At 57.7% G+C, this 16,959-nt stretch carries 15 protein-coding genes; 6 read left to right on the top strand and 9 right to left on the bottom strand.

The features are described from left to right. Nucleotides 1-18: 18 nt before the first annotated feature. Nucleotides 19-1,443, bottom strand: coding sequence for a DUF1329 domain-containing protein (locus tag ACM6IT_RS03355; protein ID WP_414917496.1), 1,425 nt, complete (start codon nucleotides 1,441-1,443; stop codon nucleotides 19-21). A gap of 148 nt (nucleotides 1,444-1,591) precedes the next feature. Here ACM6IT_RS03355 and ACM6IT_RS03350 point away from each other — a divergent pair, with 148 nt between their 5' ends. Continuing rightward, entirely contained in the window at nucleotides 1,592-1,888 is a 297-nt protein-coding gene (locus tag ACM6IT_RS03350; RefSeq protein WP_414917495.1) for a hypothetical protein, read from the top strand. 2 nt (nucleotides 1,889-1,890) lie between these two features. Next, complete coding sequence (locus ACM6IT_RS03345) at nucleotides 1,891-2,472, top strand: TetR/AcrR family transcriptional regulator (RefSeq protein WP_414873012.1); 582 nt, start codon at nucleotides 1,891-1,893, stop codon at nucleotides 2,470-2,472. Between the two features lie 195 nt (nucleotides 2,473-2,667). On the opposite strand, the gene ACM6IT_RS03340 is transcribed toward ACM6IT_RS03345, so the two are convergent. The 3 genes from ACM6IT_RS03340 to ACM6IT_RS03330 form a co-directional block, all read right to left on the bottom strand. Then, nucleotides 2,668-3,450, bottom strand: a complete 783-nt coding sequence (locus ACM6IT_RS03340; protein WP_414917494.1) for an SDR family NAD(P)-dependent oxidoreductase — start codon at nucleotides 3,448-3,450, stop codon at nucleotides 2,668-2,670. Further along, on the bottom strand, nucleotides 3,450-3,590 hold the full coding sequence (locus ACM6IT_RS03335; RefSeq protein ID WP_414917493.1) for a hypothetical protein: 141 nt from the start codon (nucleotides 3,588-3,590) through the stop codon (nucleotides 3,450-3,452). The genes ACM6IT_RS03340 and ACM6IT_RS03335 overlap by 1 nt, the downstream gene beginning before the upstream one ends. Nucleotides 3,591-3,702: 112 nt before the next feature. Next, nucleotides 3,703-5,814: a 3-hydroxyacyl-CoA dehydrogenase NAD-binding domain-containing protein gene (locus ACM6IT_RS03330; RefSeq protein ID WP_414917548.1), complete on the bottom strand. Its 2,112-nt coding sequence runs from the start codon at nucleotides 5,812-5,814 to the stop codon at nucleotides 3,703-3,705. 512 nt (nucleotides 5,815-6,326) lie between these two features. Between ACM6IT_RS03330 and ACM6IT_RS03325 the strand changes: the two genes are divergently transcribed. After that, nucleotides 6,327-6,893, top strand: a complete 567-nt coding sequence (locus ACM6IT_RS03325; RefSeq protein WP_414917492.1) for a TetR/AcrR family transcriptional regulator — start codon at nucleotides 6,327-6,329, stop codon at nucleotides 6,891-6,893. A gap of 103 nt (nucleotides 6,894-6,996) precedes the next feature. Here ACM6IT_RS03325 and ACM6IT_RS03320 read toward each other — a convergent pair whose 3' ends face one another. From ACM6IT_RS03320 to ACM6IT_RS03310, 3 genes are read right to left on the bottom strand one after another with little or no spacing between them, the layout of a single operon-like run. Continuing rightward, the gene (locus ACM6IT_RS03320; RefSeq protein WP_414917491.1) at nucleotides 6,997-8,406 is read right to left on the bottom strand and encodes an efflux transporter outer membrane subunit; all 1,410 of its coding nucleotides are present in this window, start codon (nucleotides 8,404-8,406) and stop codon (nucleotides 6,997-6,999) included. 3 nt (nucleotides 8,407-8,409) lie between these two features. Next, on the bottom strand, nucleotides 8,410-11,541 hold the full coding sequence (locus ACM6IT_RS03315) for a multidrug efflux RND transporter permease subunit (RefSeq protein ID WP_414917490.1): 3,132 nt from the start codon (nucleotides 11,539-11,541) through the stop codon (nucleotides 8,410-8,412). Between the two features lie 27 nt (nucleotides 11,542-11,568). Continuing rightward, nucleotides 11,569-12,726 (bottom strand): MexC family multidrug efflux RND transporter periplasmic adaptor subunit, encoded by a 1,158-nt coding sequence (locus ACM6IT_RS03310; protein ID WP_414917489.1) that lies wholly within the window; start codon nucleotides 12,724-12,726, stop codon nucleotides 11,569-11,571. A 120-nt stretch (nucleotides 12,727-12,846) separates the two neighbouring features. On the opposite strand from ACM6IT_RS03310, the gene ACM6IT_RS03305 reads away from it, so the two are divergent. Further along, nucleotides 12,847-13,443: a TetR/AcrR family transcriptional regulator gene (locus ACM6IT_RS03305; protein WP_414917488.1), complete on the top strand. Its 597-nt coding sequence runs from the start codon at nucleotides 12,847-12,849 to the stop codon at nucleotides 13,441-13,443. A 3-nt stretch (nucleotides 13,444-13,446) separates the two neighbouring features. On the opposite strand, the gene ACM6IT_RS03300 is transcribed toward ACM6IT_RS03305, so the two are convergent. Further along, nucleotides 13,447-13,593 carry a hypothetical protein gene (locus ACM6IT_RS03300; RefSeq protein ID WP_414917487.1) on the bottom strand — a complete coding sequence of 49 codons (147 nt, stop codon included), beginning with the start codon at nucleotides 13,591-13,593 and terminating at the stop codon, nucleotides 13,447-13,449. Between the two features lie 170 nt (nucleotides 13,594-13,763). On the opposite strand from ACM6IT_RS03300, the gene ACM6IT_RS03295 reads away from it, so the two are divergent. Together ACM6IT_RS03295 and ACM6IT_RS03290 are read left to right on the top strand one after the other, a co-directional pair. Continuing rightward, on the top strand, nucleotides 13,764-14,762 hold the full coding sequence (locus ACM6IT_RS03295) for an AraC family transcriptional regulator (RefSeq protein ID WP_414917486.1): 999 nt from the start codon (nucleotides 13,764-13,766) through the stop codon (nucleotides 14,760-14,762). A 5-nt stretch (nucleotides 14,763-14,767) separates the two neighbouring features. After that, complete coding sequence (locus ACM6IT_RS03290; RefSeq protein WP_414917485.1) at nucleotides 14,768-15,820, top strand: AraC family transcriptional regulator; 1,053 nt, start codon at nucleotides 14,768-14,770, stop codon at nucleotides 15,818-15,820. A 436-nt stretch (nucleotides 15,821-16,256) separates the two neighbouring features. Here the strand turns inward: ACM6IT_RS03290 and ACM6IT_RS03285 are convergent, their stop codons facing one another. Next, nucleotides 16,257-16,484, bottom strand: coding sequence for a BPSL0761 family protein (locus ACM6IT_RS03285; protein WP_414917484.1), 228 nt, complete (start codon nucleotides 16,482-16,484; stop codon nucleotides 16,257-16,259). Between the last annotated feature and the right edge of the window lie 475 nt (nucleotides 16,485-16,959).

Here is a 16,959-nt window from a genome sequence, read left to right as displayed (position 1 = left end):
CTCTCGATCGATCGCTTTTTAGCGTTCACTGATGGCACGCAAGTTGTCGGATGTGTAGAAGTCACGCTTCAGGCGGGGGTTGCCGGTACTCTCGGTGAGCCAGCGGTGATCGTTCTTGCCCACTCCGACAGACGTCATGTCGTACAGGTAGCGACCGTCAACCAGGTTGTACTGCGCCTGTGCCTCCATATCGCAGGTGCCTGTCTCGTAGACCGGGATCGTATAGCCTTCGCGAACCTTCCAGATTTGCCCTTGCTTGTCGTAGTCGACAGCCATCAGCGCGTTCCAGCTATCTTCATCGATGTAGAAGAGTCGCTTCGGAGCCTGGTGGCGCATGCCCTGGCGAACCGTGGCCTCGACGACCCAGACACGATGCAATTCATAGCGGCGTGATTCGGGCGCGATGTAATCACGCTTGGCCACATTCTCAATGTTGGCAGAGGCGTCATAGGCCCCGAAGGCGTTGTAGGGCACCAACAACTCCTGCTTGCCGACCAGCTTCCAGTCGAAGCGGTCCATCGGCCCGAAGAACACGTTCGACTCATCGATGGTGTACTGATTATCGAGACCAATTTGCGGAGAGTCGTAGGAGTAGGCGGGCATGCGACGCACACGACGCTGGCCGGGGAAGTAGTAGAACGTGGTCGCCTGTTCGCCAGCCTTGGTAGTCACCACACCGGCCTGCCCGGCAAGGGCAGCAGGATCCAGATAGGAGAAATAAGTGGCGACTTCCAGGCGATCGAAGGAAGAGAACAACGCACTGCCCTTTTCTCCCCATGGGGTATACATGAACCAGTCCGTCGAAGTGCGCAGCCAGTCGTTCCCCCCCTTGCGCGGCGATATCCCGGAAACGGTCTTGGACATATCGAAACCAACGCCGCGGTAGCGCATTTTCATGTTCCACATCACCTCGGCACCGGTGCTCGGCATAGGGAATGGAATACCGGGTACGTGGGCTTCTTTCAGCGCCAGGCCATCGGCATCCAATGTGGCGAACCCGACGTTCTTCCTGGTGTTATCAGCGACAAAGTCGGGCACGCCGCAGCTACGACGGGTCGGATACACGTCCATGCGATAGCCCGGGATTTTCTTGAACAGTTCCACCTGACCGGGTGAAAGCTTGTTCGCATATTGCGAGACATTGTTGGAGTCGATACTGAAAAGCGGCTTGTCGTTCTTGAATTTCCAGGATTGACCACGCACCTGGCCATAAGTCCAGCCACTGCCCTGCGGACCGGGTGATGCCCAGGCCGGGATGACCCCATCAGCACTTGCCGCGACCTCCCCTCCCAGCGGCGTTAGCTTCGTACCGAGCAGCGCAGGATCCTTCTGTGCAGCTTGAACAGTGCCGATAGCAGCCATTGCTGCCAATGCCACGATCAGATGCCTGACTCCACTTCTGGTGGAGATGCCGGCGCATGGCCGCTCAAAAACTTCATTCATTGGAAGATCCTCATGGGGCTGGAACCGGCGGCGCGACCTTCCTGGAGGGAAGACTCGGGCTGTGCCACACTCTATAATCAATTGACTTGATCGCTTGACCAAGTCAATTGACTACAAAGCAAACCACATGCCAAACCACGGAGGTAAAATGAATTTGCTTAGTTATCAATATGTTAGAAATTTGATCAATCAGCCAGGCAACACTGCTTGCTCACCGACGCACCAGCTTGTTTCAGCAGGCCGCACCAATCTGGGAATTTACGAAACAGATGTTACGTATTATCACCGCATTGGAATGAGCTATTCACGTGTGCCATTGGCAACAAAACCCATGCGCCGCTCCACGCCGGCTCATGACTCGCAGACCAGTCATGCTGTAGCATTCGCCGGCGTTGACGCCGCCCCCCAGGCAGGCGCTACTGCAGTAACAAAGGAGATTGCTTGACTATGGCCAGAGTGGGCGCTGAATTGCGTAGACAGGACTTCGTGGAAGCCACTGTCAAAGTGATTGCTGAACATGGGGTTGCCAATGCAACGACTCGACGTATCGCCGCTGCCGCAGGCTGTCCTCTCGCGTCGCTGCACTACGTGTTTCATACAAAAGACGACCTCCTCTATGCAGTCTATGAGTCTCTTTTCAACTTGCCACACCAGGCCCTGACGAACGTGCCTGCGGGGACTACCGCAGCTGAAACGACAGCGGAAATGCTTCGCCAATTAGTCACGTGGTTCTCCACCAACCCCGACATAGCCAAGGCACAAACCGAGCTTTTCTTCTGGGCCATGCGCAACAACCCCGAGATGGCGACCAGGATCTACGCGGTAGCAATAGAAGCAACGGAACAGGCCATGGAAAAAGCTATCGGTGCGCAATTCGACAAGACCTTCTTGAAGGCCACAAGTCGACTGTTGGTTCACCTTGTAGATGGTCTGATCATCGCCTGGTCCGCTCATGGAGACTTGGCACGGCTGGAGGCAGAAACTGAAACGGCCTGCGAAGCTGTAGCGCTATTAGTGGCCAGCCGCTGAACATTTCGATCCGTATCTACCTGACGATCATCAACCTGTACCCCGGTGGGTGATCGCCGGGGCCTGAGTGATTTGTTGAGCTGTGGCGGATATAGCTGTTGGAGGTACCGGTGAAGTATGGCAAGTCAGTGCTCAACCAGATCATGGTTGCAGCTGGCGACTCTGTCTGAGCACAAGCCTTGTCATCGAACTTGCTTACAAGCTACTGACCAATTGACCTCCATCCACTGCCAGAACGCTACCGTTCATGAACGCACCGGCATCGCTGGCGAGTAGTAGAAACGGCCCTTCCAGCTCGTGGAGTTCGCCTAATCGGCGCATGGGAATCAGCTCACGTATGTAGTTGATGCCCTTGTCACTATCGAAAAAAGCTTCATTCATTTCCGTCTTGAAGTAGCCCGGGGCTATGGCGTTGACGCGAATCTTGTAGCGCGCGAGCTCCAGCGCCAGCGACTTGGTCAGTTGCACCACGCCTGCTTTGGCGGCGGAGTAATGGCTATAGCCGGTGCCGACTCGTAGACCAAGTATCGAGGCAATATTGACGATGCTGCCGCTACGTCCTGCTTTAACCAGCCGCTGCGCTGCGACCTGAGCAACGCGCCAGACACCGTCGAGGTTGGTCGCCAGCATTGCACGCCAATCTTCCTCACCGATTTCCAGCGGGCGTTGGCCATTGCCGATGCCCGCATTGTTGAGCACTACGTCGACTACCCCGAAGTGCGCCTCGGCGGTGTCGAAGGCCGCCTCGACGCTGGCCCGATCGGTGACGTCGAGAGCGACCGACAGCGCCTGGCCACTCTCCCACTCGATGTCCTTGGCAACTTGTTCGAGCCGCTCGACGCGCCGCGCAGCGAGCACGACGCGGGCGCCAGCGCGAGCGGCGATCCGCGACAAGTGCGCGCCAATGCCGCTGGAGGCGCCAGTGATCAGCACCGTTCGGCCGGCCAAGGAGAAGCGCTGGGCGAAGTCGCGATCCATCAATACACCTCGACTGCGATGCAGATGACGCACAGAGTCAACTGGCTGGCCCAACGCTGCGACATGGCACCATTGACCGCGCCACAAGCGGCCTTGGTAATCAGTTTGTGGGCAGTGGAGTGAATCACGGGTTCTTTCATGGTGGTGCCTTGTATGCATATTGGGTTCCCTCTCCCTCTGAGAGTGGGCCAGGATAAGGGAGATGCGTGGTCGCCCTCATGACTCGCCCTGCTCCCGGAGCGAGAGGGAATTTCAGATGATTTCGATGCGGGTATTGCCAGCAGCGACTAGACGCTCCAGCAACGGTGCCGGCTGGAACCACATCTCACCGTACTCGCCGAGAACGTGTCGGTAGTACTCAATACCAGCCAGCACCTTGCCCAGTCCCAACTGCTCGGCATAATGCATCGGACCGCCGAGATGAGCCGGAAATCCGTAGCCGTTGATCCAGACCAGATCGATGTCGCTGGCGCGCAGAGCGATGCCTTCGTCCAGCAACTGGATACCTTCGTTGATCAGCATGAACATGCAACGGTCATGGATTTCTTGATCATCGATGGAACGTCGGGGGACTTCCAGCTCGTCGGCAAGGCGCTCCGCCAGCACCACCACATCGTCGTCCTCCTTACAGTTGCGGCCTTCATATAGGTAGAAGCCCCGCCCGGTTTTCTGGCCGTAGCGCCCTAGGGCATAGAGTTCCTCTCCAAGGCGGCAGTAGCTTTCGTCATGGGCAATGGCGGCCCGATTCGAATCGCGTATCAGGAAACTCACATCGATACCGGCAAGGTCCAGCATGCTGAATATGCCCATATTCAGGTCCAGGCCGGTGAGCACACCGTCTACCTGCGTCGGTGTCGCTCCCTCCAATACCAGGCGATGGGCTTCGCGGGAATAAGGCTCGAGCATTCGGTTGCCGATGAAACCAAAGCAGACGCCGGAGAGCACCGGGAGCTTGCCGATATGCTTGGCGATCTTCATGGTGGTTGCCAGTACATCCGGTGCGGTGGCCTTGCCGCGTACTACTTCCAGCAGGCGCATGACATTGGCTGGACTGAAGAAGTGCAGACCGATCACGTCCTGCGGGCGGGAGACGGTGGCCGCAATGGCGTCGACATCGAGTGAAGAGGTGTTGGTGGCGAGGATGGCACCTGGCTTACACACCTTTTCAAGGGTGCGGAATACCTGCTGCTTGATTTCCATCTGCTCGAACACAGCTTCGATCACCAAGTCGGCATCGGCCAAATCGTTGTAGTCAAGGGTGCCGAATAGCAGGTCCATGCGCTGCTCCAGTTGTTCGGCGGTCATCTTTCCGCGCTTGACGCTGATCTCGTAGTTTTTGCGGATCTGCATCAGGCCGTTGTCCAGCGCCTCCCCCTTGAGCTCAAGCAGCGCTACAGGGATACCGGCGTTGGCGAAGTTCATGGCAATGCCACCGCCCATGGTGCCAGCTCCGATTACTGCGACCTTATCGACCTTGCGCAGCGCAATGTCCGCCCCGATACCTGGAATGCGTCCAGCCTCGCGCTCAGCGAAGAACACATGGCGCAGCGCCTCGGACTGGCGAGAAGCTTCGGCCTGCTTGAATAACGCCAGTTCTCGGGCGAGCCCTTCCTCCAGCGGCAGCAGGCAGGCCGCTTCCAGCGCAGAGAGCACCAGACGCGGGGCCAAACGGCTTTTCCAGCGCGGTTCATGCTCGGTACGGTAGCGGGCGAGGAAATCAGCCGGCAGGTCCTCGGCCGGTTCCGGCCAAGCCTCTGCCGGCCGCGCCGGGGCGCAGTAGTCGATCAGCTCGTTGGCGTAAGCGCGCGCCTCATCCAGCAGCTGCTCGGCGCCGGTAGCTATGCGGTCGAGGATGCCCAGCATGCGAGCGCGTTCGGAGTCTATTTGTTGACCTGAAAGAATCAGATTCAGCGCCGATTCAGCGCCGATAAGCCTTGGCAGGCGCTGTGTCCCGCCTGCGCCGGGCAACAGTCCCAGGTTTATTTCCGATAAACCCACTCGGGTGCTCGGTTCACCAATCCGGTACCCACAGGCCAGAGCCAGTTCCATACCACCACCCAAGGCCAACTTGCCAATGGCGGCAACCAGCGGTTTGTGGATCTGGGTCAAGCGAACCAGCGTGCTGGGCAGGTCCGGCTCGGCGAAGGAGGCCTCGGTGCCGAATTCCGTGATATCGGCGCCAGCACTAAACATACCGTGTTCGCCGTAGAGGATGATTGCTTCCACCCTTTCGTCAGCGGCTGCGCGCTCGCAAGCGTCAATGATAGCGGCGCGCAGAGGCTGGCTGAGTGCATTTACCGGTGGACGGGCCAGGCCTATCAGGGCCAGACCGTCTTCGAGACGATAGTGGATGAGGTCGCTCATTGGGGGATCCTTATGTTGCTGCACGACTGCTTTTACGCCGGGCATGCGGGGATGCGCTCGTTGGCCGCGGTTCGTCAAAAATGCCTGAAGACTTCGTTGATGCTGGTGATTGGATAATTCGGGTGAGCGTTGGAGACGCGACTCGAAACCACTGATCCAAAGGCGTAGATAGCCCCCGAAACCAGTATCGCGGTCATGGTTACTGTCAGGCAGGAGAGCAGGAATCGGCGCATCGGAAACCTCCGTCATTTGGCGGGAGCCAAATGCAGTGTCTTTTGTTATTGAGGGTTTCGATTCTGGATAACGGCCGATGCAAAAGCTTGGCAGATCACGCCATGTATTTTGCAGTTCATGACATTCAAACGCCTCAGAACCTGGTCAAATTTGAAAGCCGAGACCTGAGTAAATAATGTCTCAGATGAAGTAATTTGCTCATGTTCTGCAGTTTTCGTTGCAGTGATGAGCTTTTCCTGCACAATTCCCGGCATAGAAATTCGATCCGAGACCGACTGATGTCCCTGACTCCGCAAGACGAAAGACTCATCAAGGCGCTGGCTCTGGCCATCGTTGATCGCCCGCGGGCAACGCTCAAGGAACTGGCTGAAGCTGCTGGCGTGAGCAAGGCTACGCTGCATCGCTTTTGCGGCACCCGTGACAACCTGGTGCAGATGATGGAAAGCCATGGTGAGACGGTGCTGAACCAGATCACCACCATGACCGACCTGTTGCACAGCGAGCCGGTGCAGGCGCTGCGTAGTCTGATCAATGAGCATTTGGCGCATCGTGAAATGCTGGTTTTCCTGCTCTTTCAATATCGCCCCGACACCTTCCCGGTAAATGGTGAAGGGGACCGTTGGCAATCGTATGCCGATGCCCTTGATGCTTTCTTTCTGCGCGGCCAACAATTGGGTGCCTTCCGCATCGATATCACAGCAGCAGTCTTCACGGAACTGTTCCTGACCATGATCTTCGGCATGGTCGATGCGGAACGCCGTGGGCGTGCGGCCAGTGCCAACTCAGCCAATGTGCTGGAGCAGATGTTCTTGCATGGCGCTGCCGGCGTAGTACGTCCCCAATAATCCCCACCCCTCGCTCCTCCAAAAAAAGAGCCCCGCGACCTGACGGTCCACGGGGCTAAAAAACAGGTTGGATGCACCAACCCAAGGAGCGCTTGCCAGCTTCTTATCTGGCCTCTACTTGCGAGGACCATCCTCCACCCAGCGAGCGGAACAGATCGACCAAGGCAATCTGTCGCTGAGTGCTGACCTCAATGAATGCCGTCTCGTTGACGAAGCTGGTGCGCTGGGCATCGAGGTAACGCAGGTGACTGTCAATGCCACCTTCATAACGGGCCTTGGCCAGCTTCAGCGTCTCGCTGCTGGTATTGGCCAACGCGCGTCGGGCCGTCTCTTCCCGGCGCAAGGTGTCGGTAGCAGACAGTGCATCGGCAACCTCGCGAAAAGCCGTCTGAATCGTGTCCTCATACGCTGCCACCGCCGAGTCCTTGCGGGCTTCGGCCAGACTCAGCCCCGCACTGTTGCGGCCAGCATCGAACAGTGGCAGCGACAAGTTCGGCACAAAACTCCAGGAGCGAGAGCCACCGTCAAATAAATCGGACATTTGCGCGCTAGAAGTGCCAAAGCTCCCGGTCAGACTGATGCGAGGAAAGAACGCCGCACGTGCAGCGCCGATATCGGCATTGCGCGCCTGCAGTCGATGCTCGGCAGCTAGAATGTCCGGCCGGCGCTCGATCAGCGTCGACGTGGTGTCAGGTGCGATGTCTTGAACCAGCATCGGCTCCGTCGTCAGCCGGTCGGGAATCGAGTTCGCCGCGTCCTTGATGCCGAGCAGCAAAACCAGCGCGTTGATGGCCTGCTGTTTCTGACGCAAATTGCGTTCCTGTTCTGCGCGAGATTGCTCAACCAGCCCCAACGCTTCCTGGTAATCCAATGCAGTCGCCGTGCCGTTCGAACGTCGCTGGCTGATCAGTGCGAATGAGTACTCTCGGCTGATCAGAGTCTGTTGGGTCAGATCCAGGCGACGCTGGGCTCCATCGTGAACCAGGTAGGCCTGACTGACTTCGGCGATCAGTGCGATCTGTGCGGCGCGGGCCGCTTCTTCGGTCGCCAGGTACTCCTGCAGCGCAGAGTCACTGAGGCTCTTCACCCGGCCAAACAGATCCAGTTCGTATTCAGGCAGCGACAGGCCGACCTGATAGTCGCTGGCAACCCCCACACGGCCGTCGCTGGCCAGATCCGTCGGCAAACGCTGACGATTGCCGGATGCTCCGGCATTCAAACCCGGTACCCGGTCGGCCCGCTGGATGCGGTACTGCGCCCGGGCCTGCTCGATGTCCAGAAGGGTCTGGCGCAGTGAGCGGTTGTTGTCCAGCGCGATCACCACCAGACGGTGCAGGTCAGGATCGACGATGAACGTCTGCCACGCCAACTGGTTGATCGAACTGCCGTGCTGCATCGACTCCCCCGTCCAGTTATCCACAACCGGCGCAACGGGCCGCTCATAAGTGGGCGCCAAAGAGCAGCCGCCCATCAGCATAGCGATCACCAGCGTAGAAAAAGCTGAAATACGCATGAGTCACTCCTGAGTCAAAGCGGGTTGTTCAATGGGAGCCGGTTTACTGCGTAGCATCGACAGCACCCAGACAAAACAGATCGGTACGAACAGCACACCCAGCAACGTCGCGCTGAGCATCCCGCCGATCACTCCTGTACCGATTGCCCGCTGGCTCGCAGCTCCTGCGCCGGTTGCCAGTGCCAGCGGCACGACGCCGAGGATGAAGGCCATGGAGGTCATGACAATCGGCCGGAAGCGCAGGCGTGCGGCCTCAATGGCAGCGTCACGCAGGCTGTAACCCCTTTCCCAAAGTTCTTTTGCGAACTCGACGATGAGGATCGCGTTCTTCGCGGCCAGACCGATGATGGTTATCAGACCGACCTTGAAATACACGTCGTTGGGCATGCCGGCGACCATCACCGCGAGTACTGCACCGATGGCACCTATCGGTACGATCAGCATCACGGTCAGGGGAATCGCCCAGCTTTCATACAGTGCAACCAGCAACAGGAACACCACCAGGATCGCGAGCGCGAACAGTTGCGTCGCCTGACCGCTGGAGACCTTTTCCTGATACGAGAGGCCGGTCCACTCGTAGCTGAAACCCGCCGGCAATTGCGCGGCAATGCGCTCCATTTCCGCCATGGCTTCACCGGTGCTGTATCCCGGCCCCGCATCGCCGACGATGCGGATCGATGGGTAACCGTTATAGCGCACCACTTGCACCGGACCTTCCTCCCAGTGGGTGGTGACGAAGGCGCTGAGCGGCACCAGATCGCCCGCATTGTTGTGTACGTACAGTTTGAGTACGTTTTCCGGTGTCATCCGGTCGCCCTGCTCAGCCTGCACCACTACGCGCTGCTGACGGCCAGAGTTGGTGAAGTCGTTGATGACTTCCGAACCGAACGCGGCTGACAATGCGCTGCTGATCGACTCGAAACTCACACCCAGGGTGCGCGCCTTGTCACGATCGATCACCACCCGCAATTGCGGCGACTCGGCCAGACCTTCCATCATGGCGTACAGAATTTTCGGGTTGCCGTTGGCCTGACCGAGCAACTGGTCGCGAGCGGAGAGCAATGATTCGCGGCCCAGGCCAGCGCGATCCTGCAGGCGCAACGCGAAACCACCAGAGTTGCCCAGACCGTCAATCGGTGGCGGTGGCACCGCCATCACCGCGCCGTCGTTGGTCACGGCAAATTGCTCATTCAGCGCCGTGACTTCCGCCATGGCCGATTGATCTTCGCCACGCAACGACCAGTCCTTGAACACTGGAAATACCAGCGCCGCGTTATCACCCATCCCGGAGAAGCTGAAGCCAGACACCAGAAACGTCGACTGGATCGCGTCACGGGAGGCGAGGTACCGCTCCAGTTGTTCGCCGGTAGCTTCGGTTCGGGTACGGGTCGCGCCCGGTGGCAATTGGACGTCGACGATCATGTAGCCTTGGTCCTCCACGGGCACAAACGACTCCGGCAGGCGCAGATAGAAGTAGCCGAGCATCGCGATAATGCCGAGGTACACCAACATCAACCGGCCGCTACGCGCTACCAGCCCGTTGTTCAGAATCGAGTAACGCTCGGTGAGCCGGGCGAAACCACGGTTGAAGGCGCCGAAGAAGCCGCGTTTTTCGTGGTGTCCCTGAGGGATCGGCTTGAGCAGCGTGGCGCACAGCGCCGGCGTGAATGTCAGCGCCAGGAAGCCGGAAAACAGAATCGACACCGCCAGCGATACCGAGAACTGCTGGTAGATCACACCTACCGAGCCGGACATGAATGCCAGTGGCATGAACACCGCCGACAGCACCAAGGTGATACCGATGATCGCGCCCGATACCTGCCCCATTGCTTTCACGGTGGCGTCGACCGGAGACAACCCCTCCTCGGCCATGATCCGTTCAACGTTCTCCACCACCACAATGGCGTCGTCCACCAGAATGCCGATCGCGAGCACCATGCCGAACATGGTCATCATGTTCACCGAGAAGCCCAACAGGAACATCATCATCAGCGTGCCGAGCAGACACACCGGCACCACAATCGACGGGATCAACGTGTAGCGGATGTTCTGCAGGAACAGGAACATCACCAGAAATACCAGCACCATCGCCTCGATCAAGGTGTGGATCACCTTCTCGATGGCGACATCGACGAAACGCGAAGTGTCGTAGGGTACGGAATATTCCACGTCGTCCGGGAAGTAGGCCGACAGTTCGGCGAGGCGTTCCTTGACGGCTGTTGCAGTCTGGATCGCGTTCGCGCCGGGAGACAACTGGATCGCCGCCGCCACTGCCGGTCTACCATTCAGACGCGAGTTGAAGTTGTAGGTTTCCTGGCCGATTTCTACGCGGGCGACATCGTCCAGTTTGACCGTCGAGCCGTCCTCGTTGGCGCGCAGAACGATGCGTGCAAATTCCTCCGGGTTATCCAGGGTGCCTTTCACAGCCAACGTGGCCGTCAATTCCTGCTGACTGCTGGTTGGCGTACTGCCGAAGCTGCCGGCCGGCACCTGTACGTTCTGTCCGCGGATGGCTGTGCTTACGTCGTCGATGGACAGCCCGTAACCCACCAGTTTCTGCGGGTCGATCCAGATGCGCATCGCGGCTTCAGAGGAGAAAAATTGCAACTTGCCGACGCCGGGTACACGGCGCAGTTCGTTATTGATGTTGCGCGCGGCATAGTCACCCAGAGCAGTTGTATCGGCATGCTGGGTGCCCTCCTTGTAGTTGAGCGCATAGATCAGCAAGAAACCAGCACTGGTCTGTTCTACCTCCAGACCTTGGGTGAGCACGGCTGGCGGCATGCGAGCTTCGGCCTTTTTCAGGCGGTTTTGCACGTCAACCTGAGCGAGCTGCGGATCAGTACCAGGCTGGAACGTCACCGCAATCTCGGCAATGCCATTGGAGTTGTTGGTAGACTCGAAATAGAGAAGGTCCTTGGCACCATTGAGCGACTCTTCGATCACGCTGGTAACCGAGTCCACCAATACCTTTGCCGAGGCACCGGGATAGGTCGCGGTCACCTTGATCTGCGGCGGCGCAACGTTGGGATATTGCGCCACCGGCAGCATCGGGATGACCAGCAGACCGGCCAGAGAGATGAACAACGCCACCACCCAGGCAAAATTCGGGCGCTTGATGAAAAACTGAGACATCGGAAAATCCTCGCGGCGACTGCGCCCTTACTGTTTCGACTCAGGCGACTGAGCCTGGGCATGGGACTGACCGGGTGCGACCTTGACCCCCGGTTGCAGGCCGGTAAGTCCGCCGACAATAACCTGATCGCCCGCCTTCAATCCCTCACTGATCTGCCAGCGCGAACCCTGCATGGCACCGGTGACCACATTGCGTGATTCGACCCGGTCGTCTACACCGACCACCATCACTTGCGCGGCGCCATCGCTCCCGCGTTGCACCGAGCGTTGCGGTACGAGAATGGCCTGGTTGTCAGTGCCTTGTGGTGTGCTCACACGCACAAACATGCCAGGCAACAGGACGCCATCGGCATTGGCAAACATACCGCGCAACGATACCTGCCCCGTGCCACGATCCACCGCGACGTCGGTAAACATCAGCGCACCCTGGCGCTCGTATGAAGTGCCATCAACGCGAATCGAAAGCGCCTTGTTGTCATTGGCAGAGAGTTTTCCGCCCTTGAGCGATTCGCGCAGACGCAGTGCGTCACCGGCTGACTGGGTGAAGTCAACATAGACTGGATCAAGTTGCTGAATCCGAGCCATCAATGTCGCGTCACCCTGACCGACCAAGGCACCTTCGGTTACCAGTGCGCGGCCGACGCGACCGGAAATGGGTGCGGTGACCGAGGCATAACCGAGGTTCAGTCGGGCGCTTTGCAGATCAGCCTGGGCCGAACGAGTTGCCGCCTGAGCGCTGCGCAGGTCAGCCATGGCACTATCAAAATCCTGTTGGCTGACCGCTTCGATCTTCACCAGCGGTTCATAACGTTTGACTCGTGCTTGCGCCTCAAGCGCAACGGACTGGGTGCGCGCCAGCTCACTCTCGGCGCGCGACAAGGACGCTTTGAGCGGTGCAGGGTCGATCTGGAAAAGCAGGTCCCCGGCTTTGACGTCAGCGCCCTCTTCAAAATGCTTTTGCATCACGATACCAGGCACCCGTGCGCGCACCTCAGCGACCCGCATGGGTTCCACCCTGCCCGGCAGCTCCGAAGTCAGCGCCAGAGATTCAGTCTTCACCGCCAGCACTTCTACCGAGCGCGCCACTTCAGCGACGCTCGCTTGTTCATTCGCCGGCCCACACCCGGCCAGCGCAATGGCTGCTGCCAGCGAGCCCGCCATCCCTACTGCACGCAAATTGCCCATAACTCACCCAAAGGCTTGATTGAATTTAGCGCAAATGCTACTTTTTAAACCATTATGAGTCAATATTGTCTCACGCAAGAAATATGTGAACCTTGTATGAACATCGCTTGAGGCTTGGTGATGAACCCTACTTCCCATGATGAACACCTGCTCAAGTCGCTGACCGTGGCGATCGTCAACCGGCCGCGGGCCACGATGAAGGAGTTGGCGCAATTAGCTGGTGTGAGCAAGGCGACCCTGCACCGTTACTGTGGAACACGGGAAAACCTTGGACAGCGACTGGAGAAATACGCCGAAGGCACGCTCAATAAGATTATTCGCAGCGCCGGTTTGCAGCACCTGGAACCGTTGGACGCGCTGCGCCGATTGATTCGGGAGCACCTGGCACATCGTGAACTGCTTGCCTTTCTGATGGCGCAATACCGCCCTGACGTCCTCGACGTCGAACGGGGTGACACACGCTGGCAGTTTTACCTGGAGGCGTTGGATGGGTTTTTCTTGAGAGGCCAGCAAGAAGGGATGTTTCGCATCGACATCACTGCGGCCATTTTTACCGAGCTGTTCATCACTCTGGTCTACGGCCTGGTGGATGCCGAACAGCGCGGGCGTGCCGCCAATGCTGATTCGGCACGAACACTTGAGCAGATGTTCCTGCATGGAGCCCTGTCTGGCGGTGAGCTCCGCGAGCATTCGGCTGTACAGGAAAGAACGCTTTAGTCCTCAGAAATGCGTGAAGGCATCGCTGATGCTGGCAACCGGTGGGTGATTGGAATGACGAACAACAGTGTGGTAGGCGGGCCGAGTCTGAAAATAAAGCGCACCCGAAATCAGCGCGACCACCAAGAAAGCGAACAGGAACCGACGCATCGAATACCTCCATCGTCCAGCCTTGGGCCGAACGCAGGTCTTTTGTTATTGGTGGTTCAAGTCTGGTCTCGGGACCGGGGTGAAAGCTTTGCAGATCGCGCCAGATATTTTGCAAATCGTGCCAGTGCTCCCTTGGCCACAGGCTGTGCTTCATTCGGGGGTTCGAGATGATGTCCACTGTCCGTGGTACTGCTCTGTTAGGGCTGAAAGAGTTCGCTGTCAATCAAGGCATCGATCCGGACTCGGCGCTAAATGAGGTTCATCTGCCTGTAGACCTGCTGGATGCGCAACTTTCCGGCGCTCAGTTCAACGCCTTGGTCGAGTTGTGTGCGGTGCGTTCGAGCAATCCCCTGTTCGGCTTGCAGTTCGGCTTACGCCAGGGCACGCAAAGTCTCGGCACCCTGCTCTTCGCCATGCGCTGTACCGGCAGCGTGGGCGAAGCGCTGAATCTACTGACCCGCTATTTCCATGTTCATAGCGACGGCGCGCAAGTGCGCCTTGAACGTCAGGCTGGCAACGCCCTGCTCCTGTATGAAATCACCGATGGCACGTTGGTCTCGGTGCGTCAAACAGTGGAGTTGGCGATGGGGATAGCAGCGTGCTTGCTCCGCGAACTGATGGGGCACGCCTGGCAACCGCGAGGCTTGATGTTGCGTCATTGTTGCGTGGCAAATCGCAACACCTACCGTGCACTGCTGGGTGTATTGCCGCGCTTCGATTGCCCCGTCAATGCGTGGGTGTTCGATGAATCATTGCTAGCGATATCTCTGGAACCGACGGATGTCAGGTGTCAGCAGTTGGCCCAGCAACACATCGATGAGCTGGCCCGCGTGACGTTGCAAGAGCTGCCCTCCTACGTGCAAAAGCTCTTGCGCAGCAGGCTTGCCAATGGCCAGGTCGCGATTGGTCAGATTGCCGAGCACATGATGATCAGCCCGCGCACCCTGCAACGCTACCTTGTGACGCAAGGCACAGGATTTCAGGAACTATTGGACGACACGCGTCAGGCAATGGCCGCGCGTTATCTCAGCGACTCGTCGATCAGCCTGACGCAATTGGCAAGTCTGTTGGGTTACGCCGATCTGAGTACATTTTCCCGGGCTTTCACTCGTTGGAATGGCATCAACCCGCAAAAGTGGAAGCAGCGCATGCAGCAAACTCATCGGTAAATGACATGGCTTCCAATCCGTTCATTCGTGCACTCAGCCTAGCGAGATTCGATCAATTCGCCCGCCATCAGGGCCTGGACCCGAGCCAGATGCTACGTAGGGCTTCTTTGTCTGTGGCTTCGCTGCAACGCCCGGAAGATATCCTGTCCTTCCATCACTATTGCGGCTTGCTGGAGCTGTGCCAACAGTTTTCGAATAACCCGTTGTTCGGCCTGGAATTCGGGCTCTATCAAGGGGTAGGCGTTTTCGGTGATATTTTTTTCCTGATTCACAACACTCGAACCATCGGCAATGCGTTGTTTGAGCTGCGCGCCAATTACTCGTTGTACAACGGATCAGCGCAAATTGACCTCGAGGTTGTCGACGGCTTTGCCGTGCTCAGTTACCACACAGATGAAACGACAATGGCCGGACTGCCACAGGCAGAAGAGTTGGCGTGTGGTGTCGGTATGCAACTGATGCGGACCTTGGTCGGGGACCAATGGCAGCCCGAGGCGATAATGCTCCGTCATGCGCCCCTTGCTGACGAGTTCGTCTATCGGCAGGTGCTGGGCATCACGCCGACCTTCTCTGCAGCGCACACCGGACTGCTGTTCGACGCTTGCGTGCTCGCGCAGCCGCTGGATTGCGCCAGCGAAACCCTGCATCAACTCATCGCTCAACATCTGTCGGGCATGGAGCGTTTGTCAACAGACGAGACGCCGGGCTATGTCATGCAATTGCTGCGCAATCTGTTGCCTAGCGGTCGTGCGACGCTCGAAAGAGTGGCCGACTGCATGGCCGTCAACCCGCGGACCTTGCAACGCCACTTGGCTCAGGAAGGTACCTCTTTTCAGCGGGTGCTGGATGACACACGCCAGCAATTGGTACGCAATTACCTGCAAGTCCCGACGATCAGCCTGCCGCAAGTGGCACAGCTGCTGGGTTACGCCGATGTCAGCACGTTCTCGCGTGCGTTTCATCGCTGGTTTGGTGTGACTGCACTGGAGTGGTGTAAGCAGTCGGGGTTAAGCAGGCAGCCTTTGCTGCTTCAGAATCGAATGAAAGGTCGACTGTGAACGTATTCGTAAAATCCTGCGATTGAGCAGCTTGTGGTGAAAGTCAGTTTATACAACCAGCGGATTTGCAGCGAGCGCCTGCTTTCAGTTGTGCAGCTGCTTTGCGCGACAGGCAGCCATCGGCCGATTCTATTGAAAATAGTCGGCCATGGTTTTCGGCAGAAAAGTACACGCGTGAGATTGAAAATTTTACTTTGAGCAGAGGAGTCGGTGCTCAGATTTCGCGTAGCGACGTGCAAAAAGGCGTTTTCAGCGGTCAGCATGGAGCCAGTCTGGAAAAACCGACTTTTTCAAGAGAATCGACCCATTGCTGCCGTTCGCCAATGCCTGTTAATGGCCGGAATCTGCCCTTATTGTCTATAGTCATCAACCGACACTCACGCCCCCGAATGTTCATTTTCGAAGGCTCGTAAATGACGTCTAGGTAGCTATTTAGCTATTTCAGCCTTACGCTTGGGCTGAAGAATGGCGACACCCCAAATGTCTCCGGATAGCCTGCTTCGAATTGTCCTTGCATCAAAACCTCGCTCCTGCTGGGGTAGTGGCGAAGTATTTGATCTGCCAAATCACGCAACTCATAGTTCAGAGTAATGTCTTGCGAAATTTCTCGCAAAAACACTCCGGCGGCAATCACCGCCCTAGTACGCTCGTGAGGCATCGTCATAAGCTTTTCCTATTTACAAAGTGGTATTTAGGAGCTTACAGGCGAGTATCGGTACCCGAAACCGGAATACGACCGACCACCAGGTCACTGACCGCTGCAGCTTGATCGACGTAGCCGAACGAGATTCCGAAAAGCATCTCATTGATGCTGCGTTGCTGATCGCTGGCGCTGCTGAAGGGGACCCACTCACTCTGCCTCGCAAGGCCGCCGTCGCTGCTTCGTCTTCTCACTGGACAGGGTGCGCAACCGTCTGTTAGCGGACAGCACTCTCATGACCTCGATGAACTCGCTGAGTCGATTATGTAATCGACTCTGAGATCGTGTGCCCTCTGACGGCCATAGACTAACCTCCTTCTCTGACGATCGCTCAAATGAGGAGTTGCCATGAGATTGCAATGAGGCAGGTTGGCAGTCACTCAGTCGTTCCACGCGTAAAAAAACTAAAAAAAGTTAGATTAGGTAAGTGACTGATTTA

This window comes from Pseudomonas sp. IT-P4 (genome assembly GCF_949767755.1).
GTDB classification, from domain to species: Bacteria; Pseudomonadota; Gammaproteobacteria; order Pseudomonadales; family Pseudomonadaceae; genus Aquipseudomonas; species Aquipseudomonas monachiensis.
Note: the sequence above shows the minus strand (reverse complement) of the source record. Positions and strands in the feature narration are given on the sequence as shown.

What these genes read in the sequence shown, in the direction of transcription:
- ACM6IT_RS03355 (WP_414917496.1), bottom strand. Translation starts at nt 1,443, where the DNA reads ATGAATGAAGTTTTTGAGCGGCCATGCGCCGGCATCTCCACCAGAAGT.
- ACM6IT_RS03350 (WP_414917495.1), top strand. Translation starts at nt 1,592, where the DNA reads ATGAATTTGCTTAGTTATCAATATGTTAGAAATTTGATCAATCAGCCA.
- ACM6IT_RS03345 (WP_414873012.1), top strand. Translation starts at nt 1,891, where the DNA reads ATGGCCAGAGTGGGCGCTGAATTGCGTAGACAGGACTTCGTGGAAGCC.
- ACM6IT_RS03340 (WP_414917494.1), bottom strand. Translation starts at nt 3,450, where the DNA reads ATGGATCGCGACTTCGCCCAGCGCTTCTCCTTGGCCGGCCGAACGGTG.
- ACM6IT_RS03335 (WP_414917493.1), bottom strand. Translation starts at nt 3,590, where the DNA reads ATGAAAGAACCCGTGATTCACTCCACTGCCCACAAACTGATTACCAAG.
- ACM6IT_RS03330 (WP_414917548.1), bottom strand. Translation starts at nt 5,814, where the DNA reads ATGAGCGACCTCATCCACTATCGTCTCGAAGACGGTCTGGCCCTGATA.
- ACM6IT_RS03325 (WP_414917492.1), top strand. Translation starts at nt 6,327, where the DNA reads ATGTCCCTGACTCCGCAAGACGAAAGACTCATCAAGGCGCTGGCTCTG.
- ACM6IT_RS03320 (WP_414917491.1), bottom strand. Translation starts at nt 8,406, where the DNA reads ATGCGTATTTCAGCTTTTTCTACGCTGGTGATCGCTATGCTGATGGGC.
- ACM6IT_RS03315 (WP_414917490.1), bottom strand. Translation starts at nt 11,541, where the DNA reads ATGTCTCAGTTTTTCATCAAGCGCCCGAATTTTGCCTGGGTGGTGGCG.
- ACM6IT_RS03310 (WP_414917489.1), bottom strand. Translation starts at nt 12,726, where the DNA reads ATGGGCAATTTGCGTGCAGTAGGGATGGCGGGCTCGCTGGCAGCAGCC.
- ACM6IT_RS03305 (WP_414917488.1), top strand. Translation starts at nt 12,847, where the DNA reads ATGAACCCTACTTCCCATGATGAACACCTGCTCAAGTCGCTGACCGTG.
- ACM6IT_RS03300 (WP_414917487.1), bottom strand. Translation starts at nt 13,593, where the DNA reads ATGCGTCGGTTCCTGTTCGCTTTCTTGGTGGTCGCGCTGATTTCGGGT.
- ACM6IT_RS03295 (WP_414917486.1), top strand. Translation starts at nt 13,764, where the DNA reads ATGTCCACTGTCCGTGGTACTGCTCTGTTAGGGCTGAAAGAGTTCGCT.
- ACM6IT_RS03290 (WP_414917485.1), top strand. Translation starts at nt 14,768, where the DNA reads ATGGCTTCCAATCCGTTCATTCGTGCACTCAGCCTAGCGAGATTCGAT.
- ACM6IT_RS03285 (WP_414917484.1), bottom strand. Translation starts at nt 16,484, where the DNA reads ATGACGATGCCTCACGAGCGTACTAGGGCGGTGATTGCCGCCGGAGTG.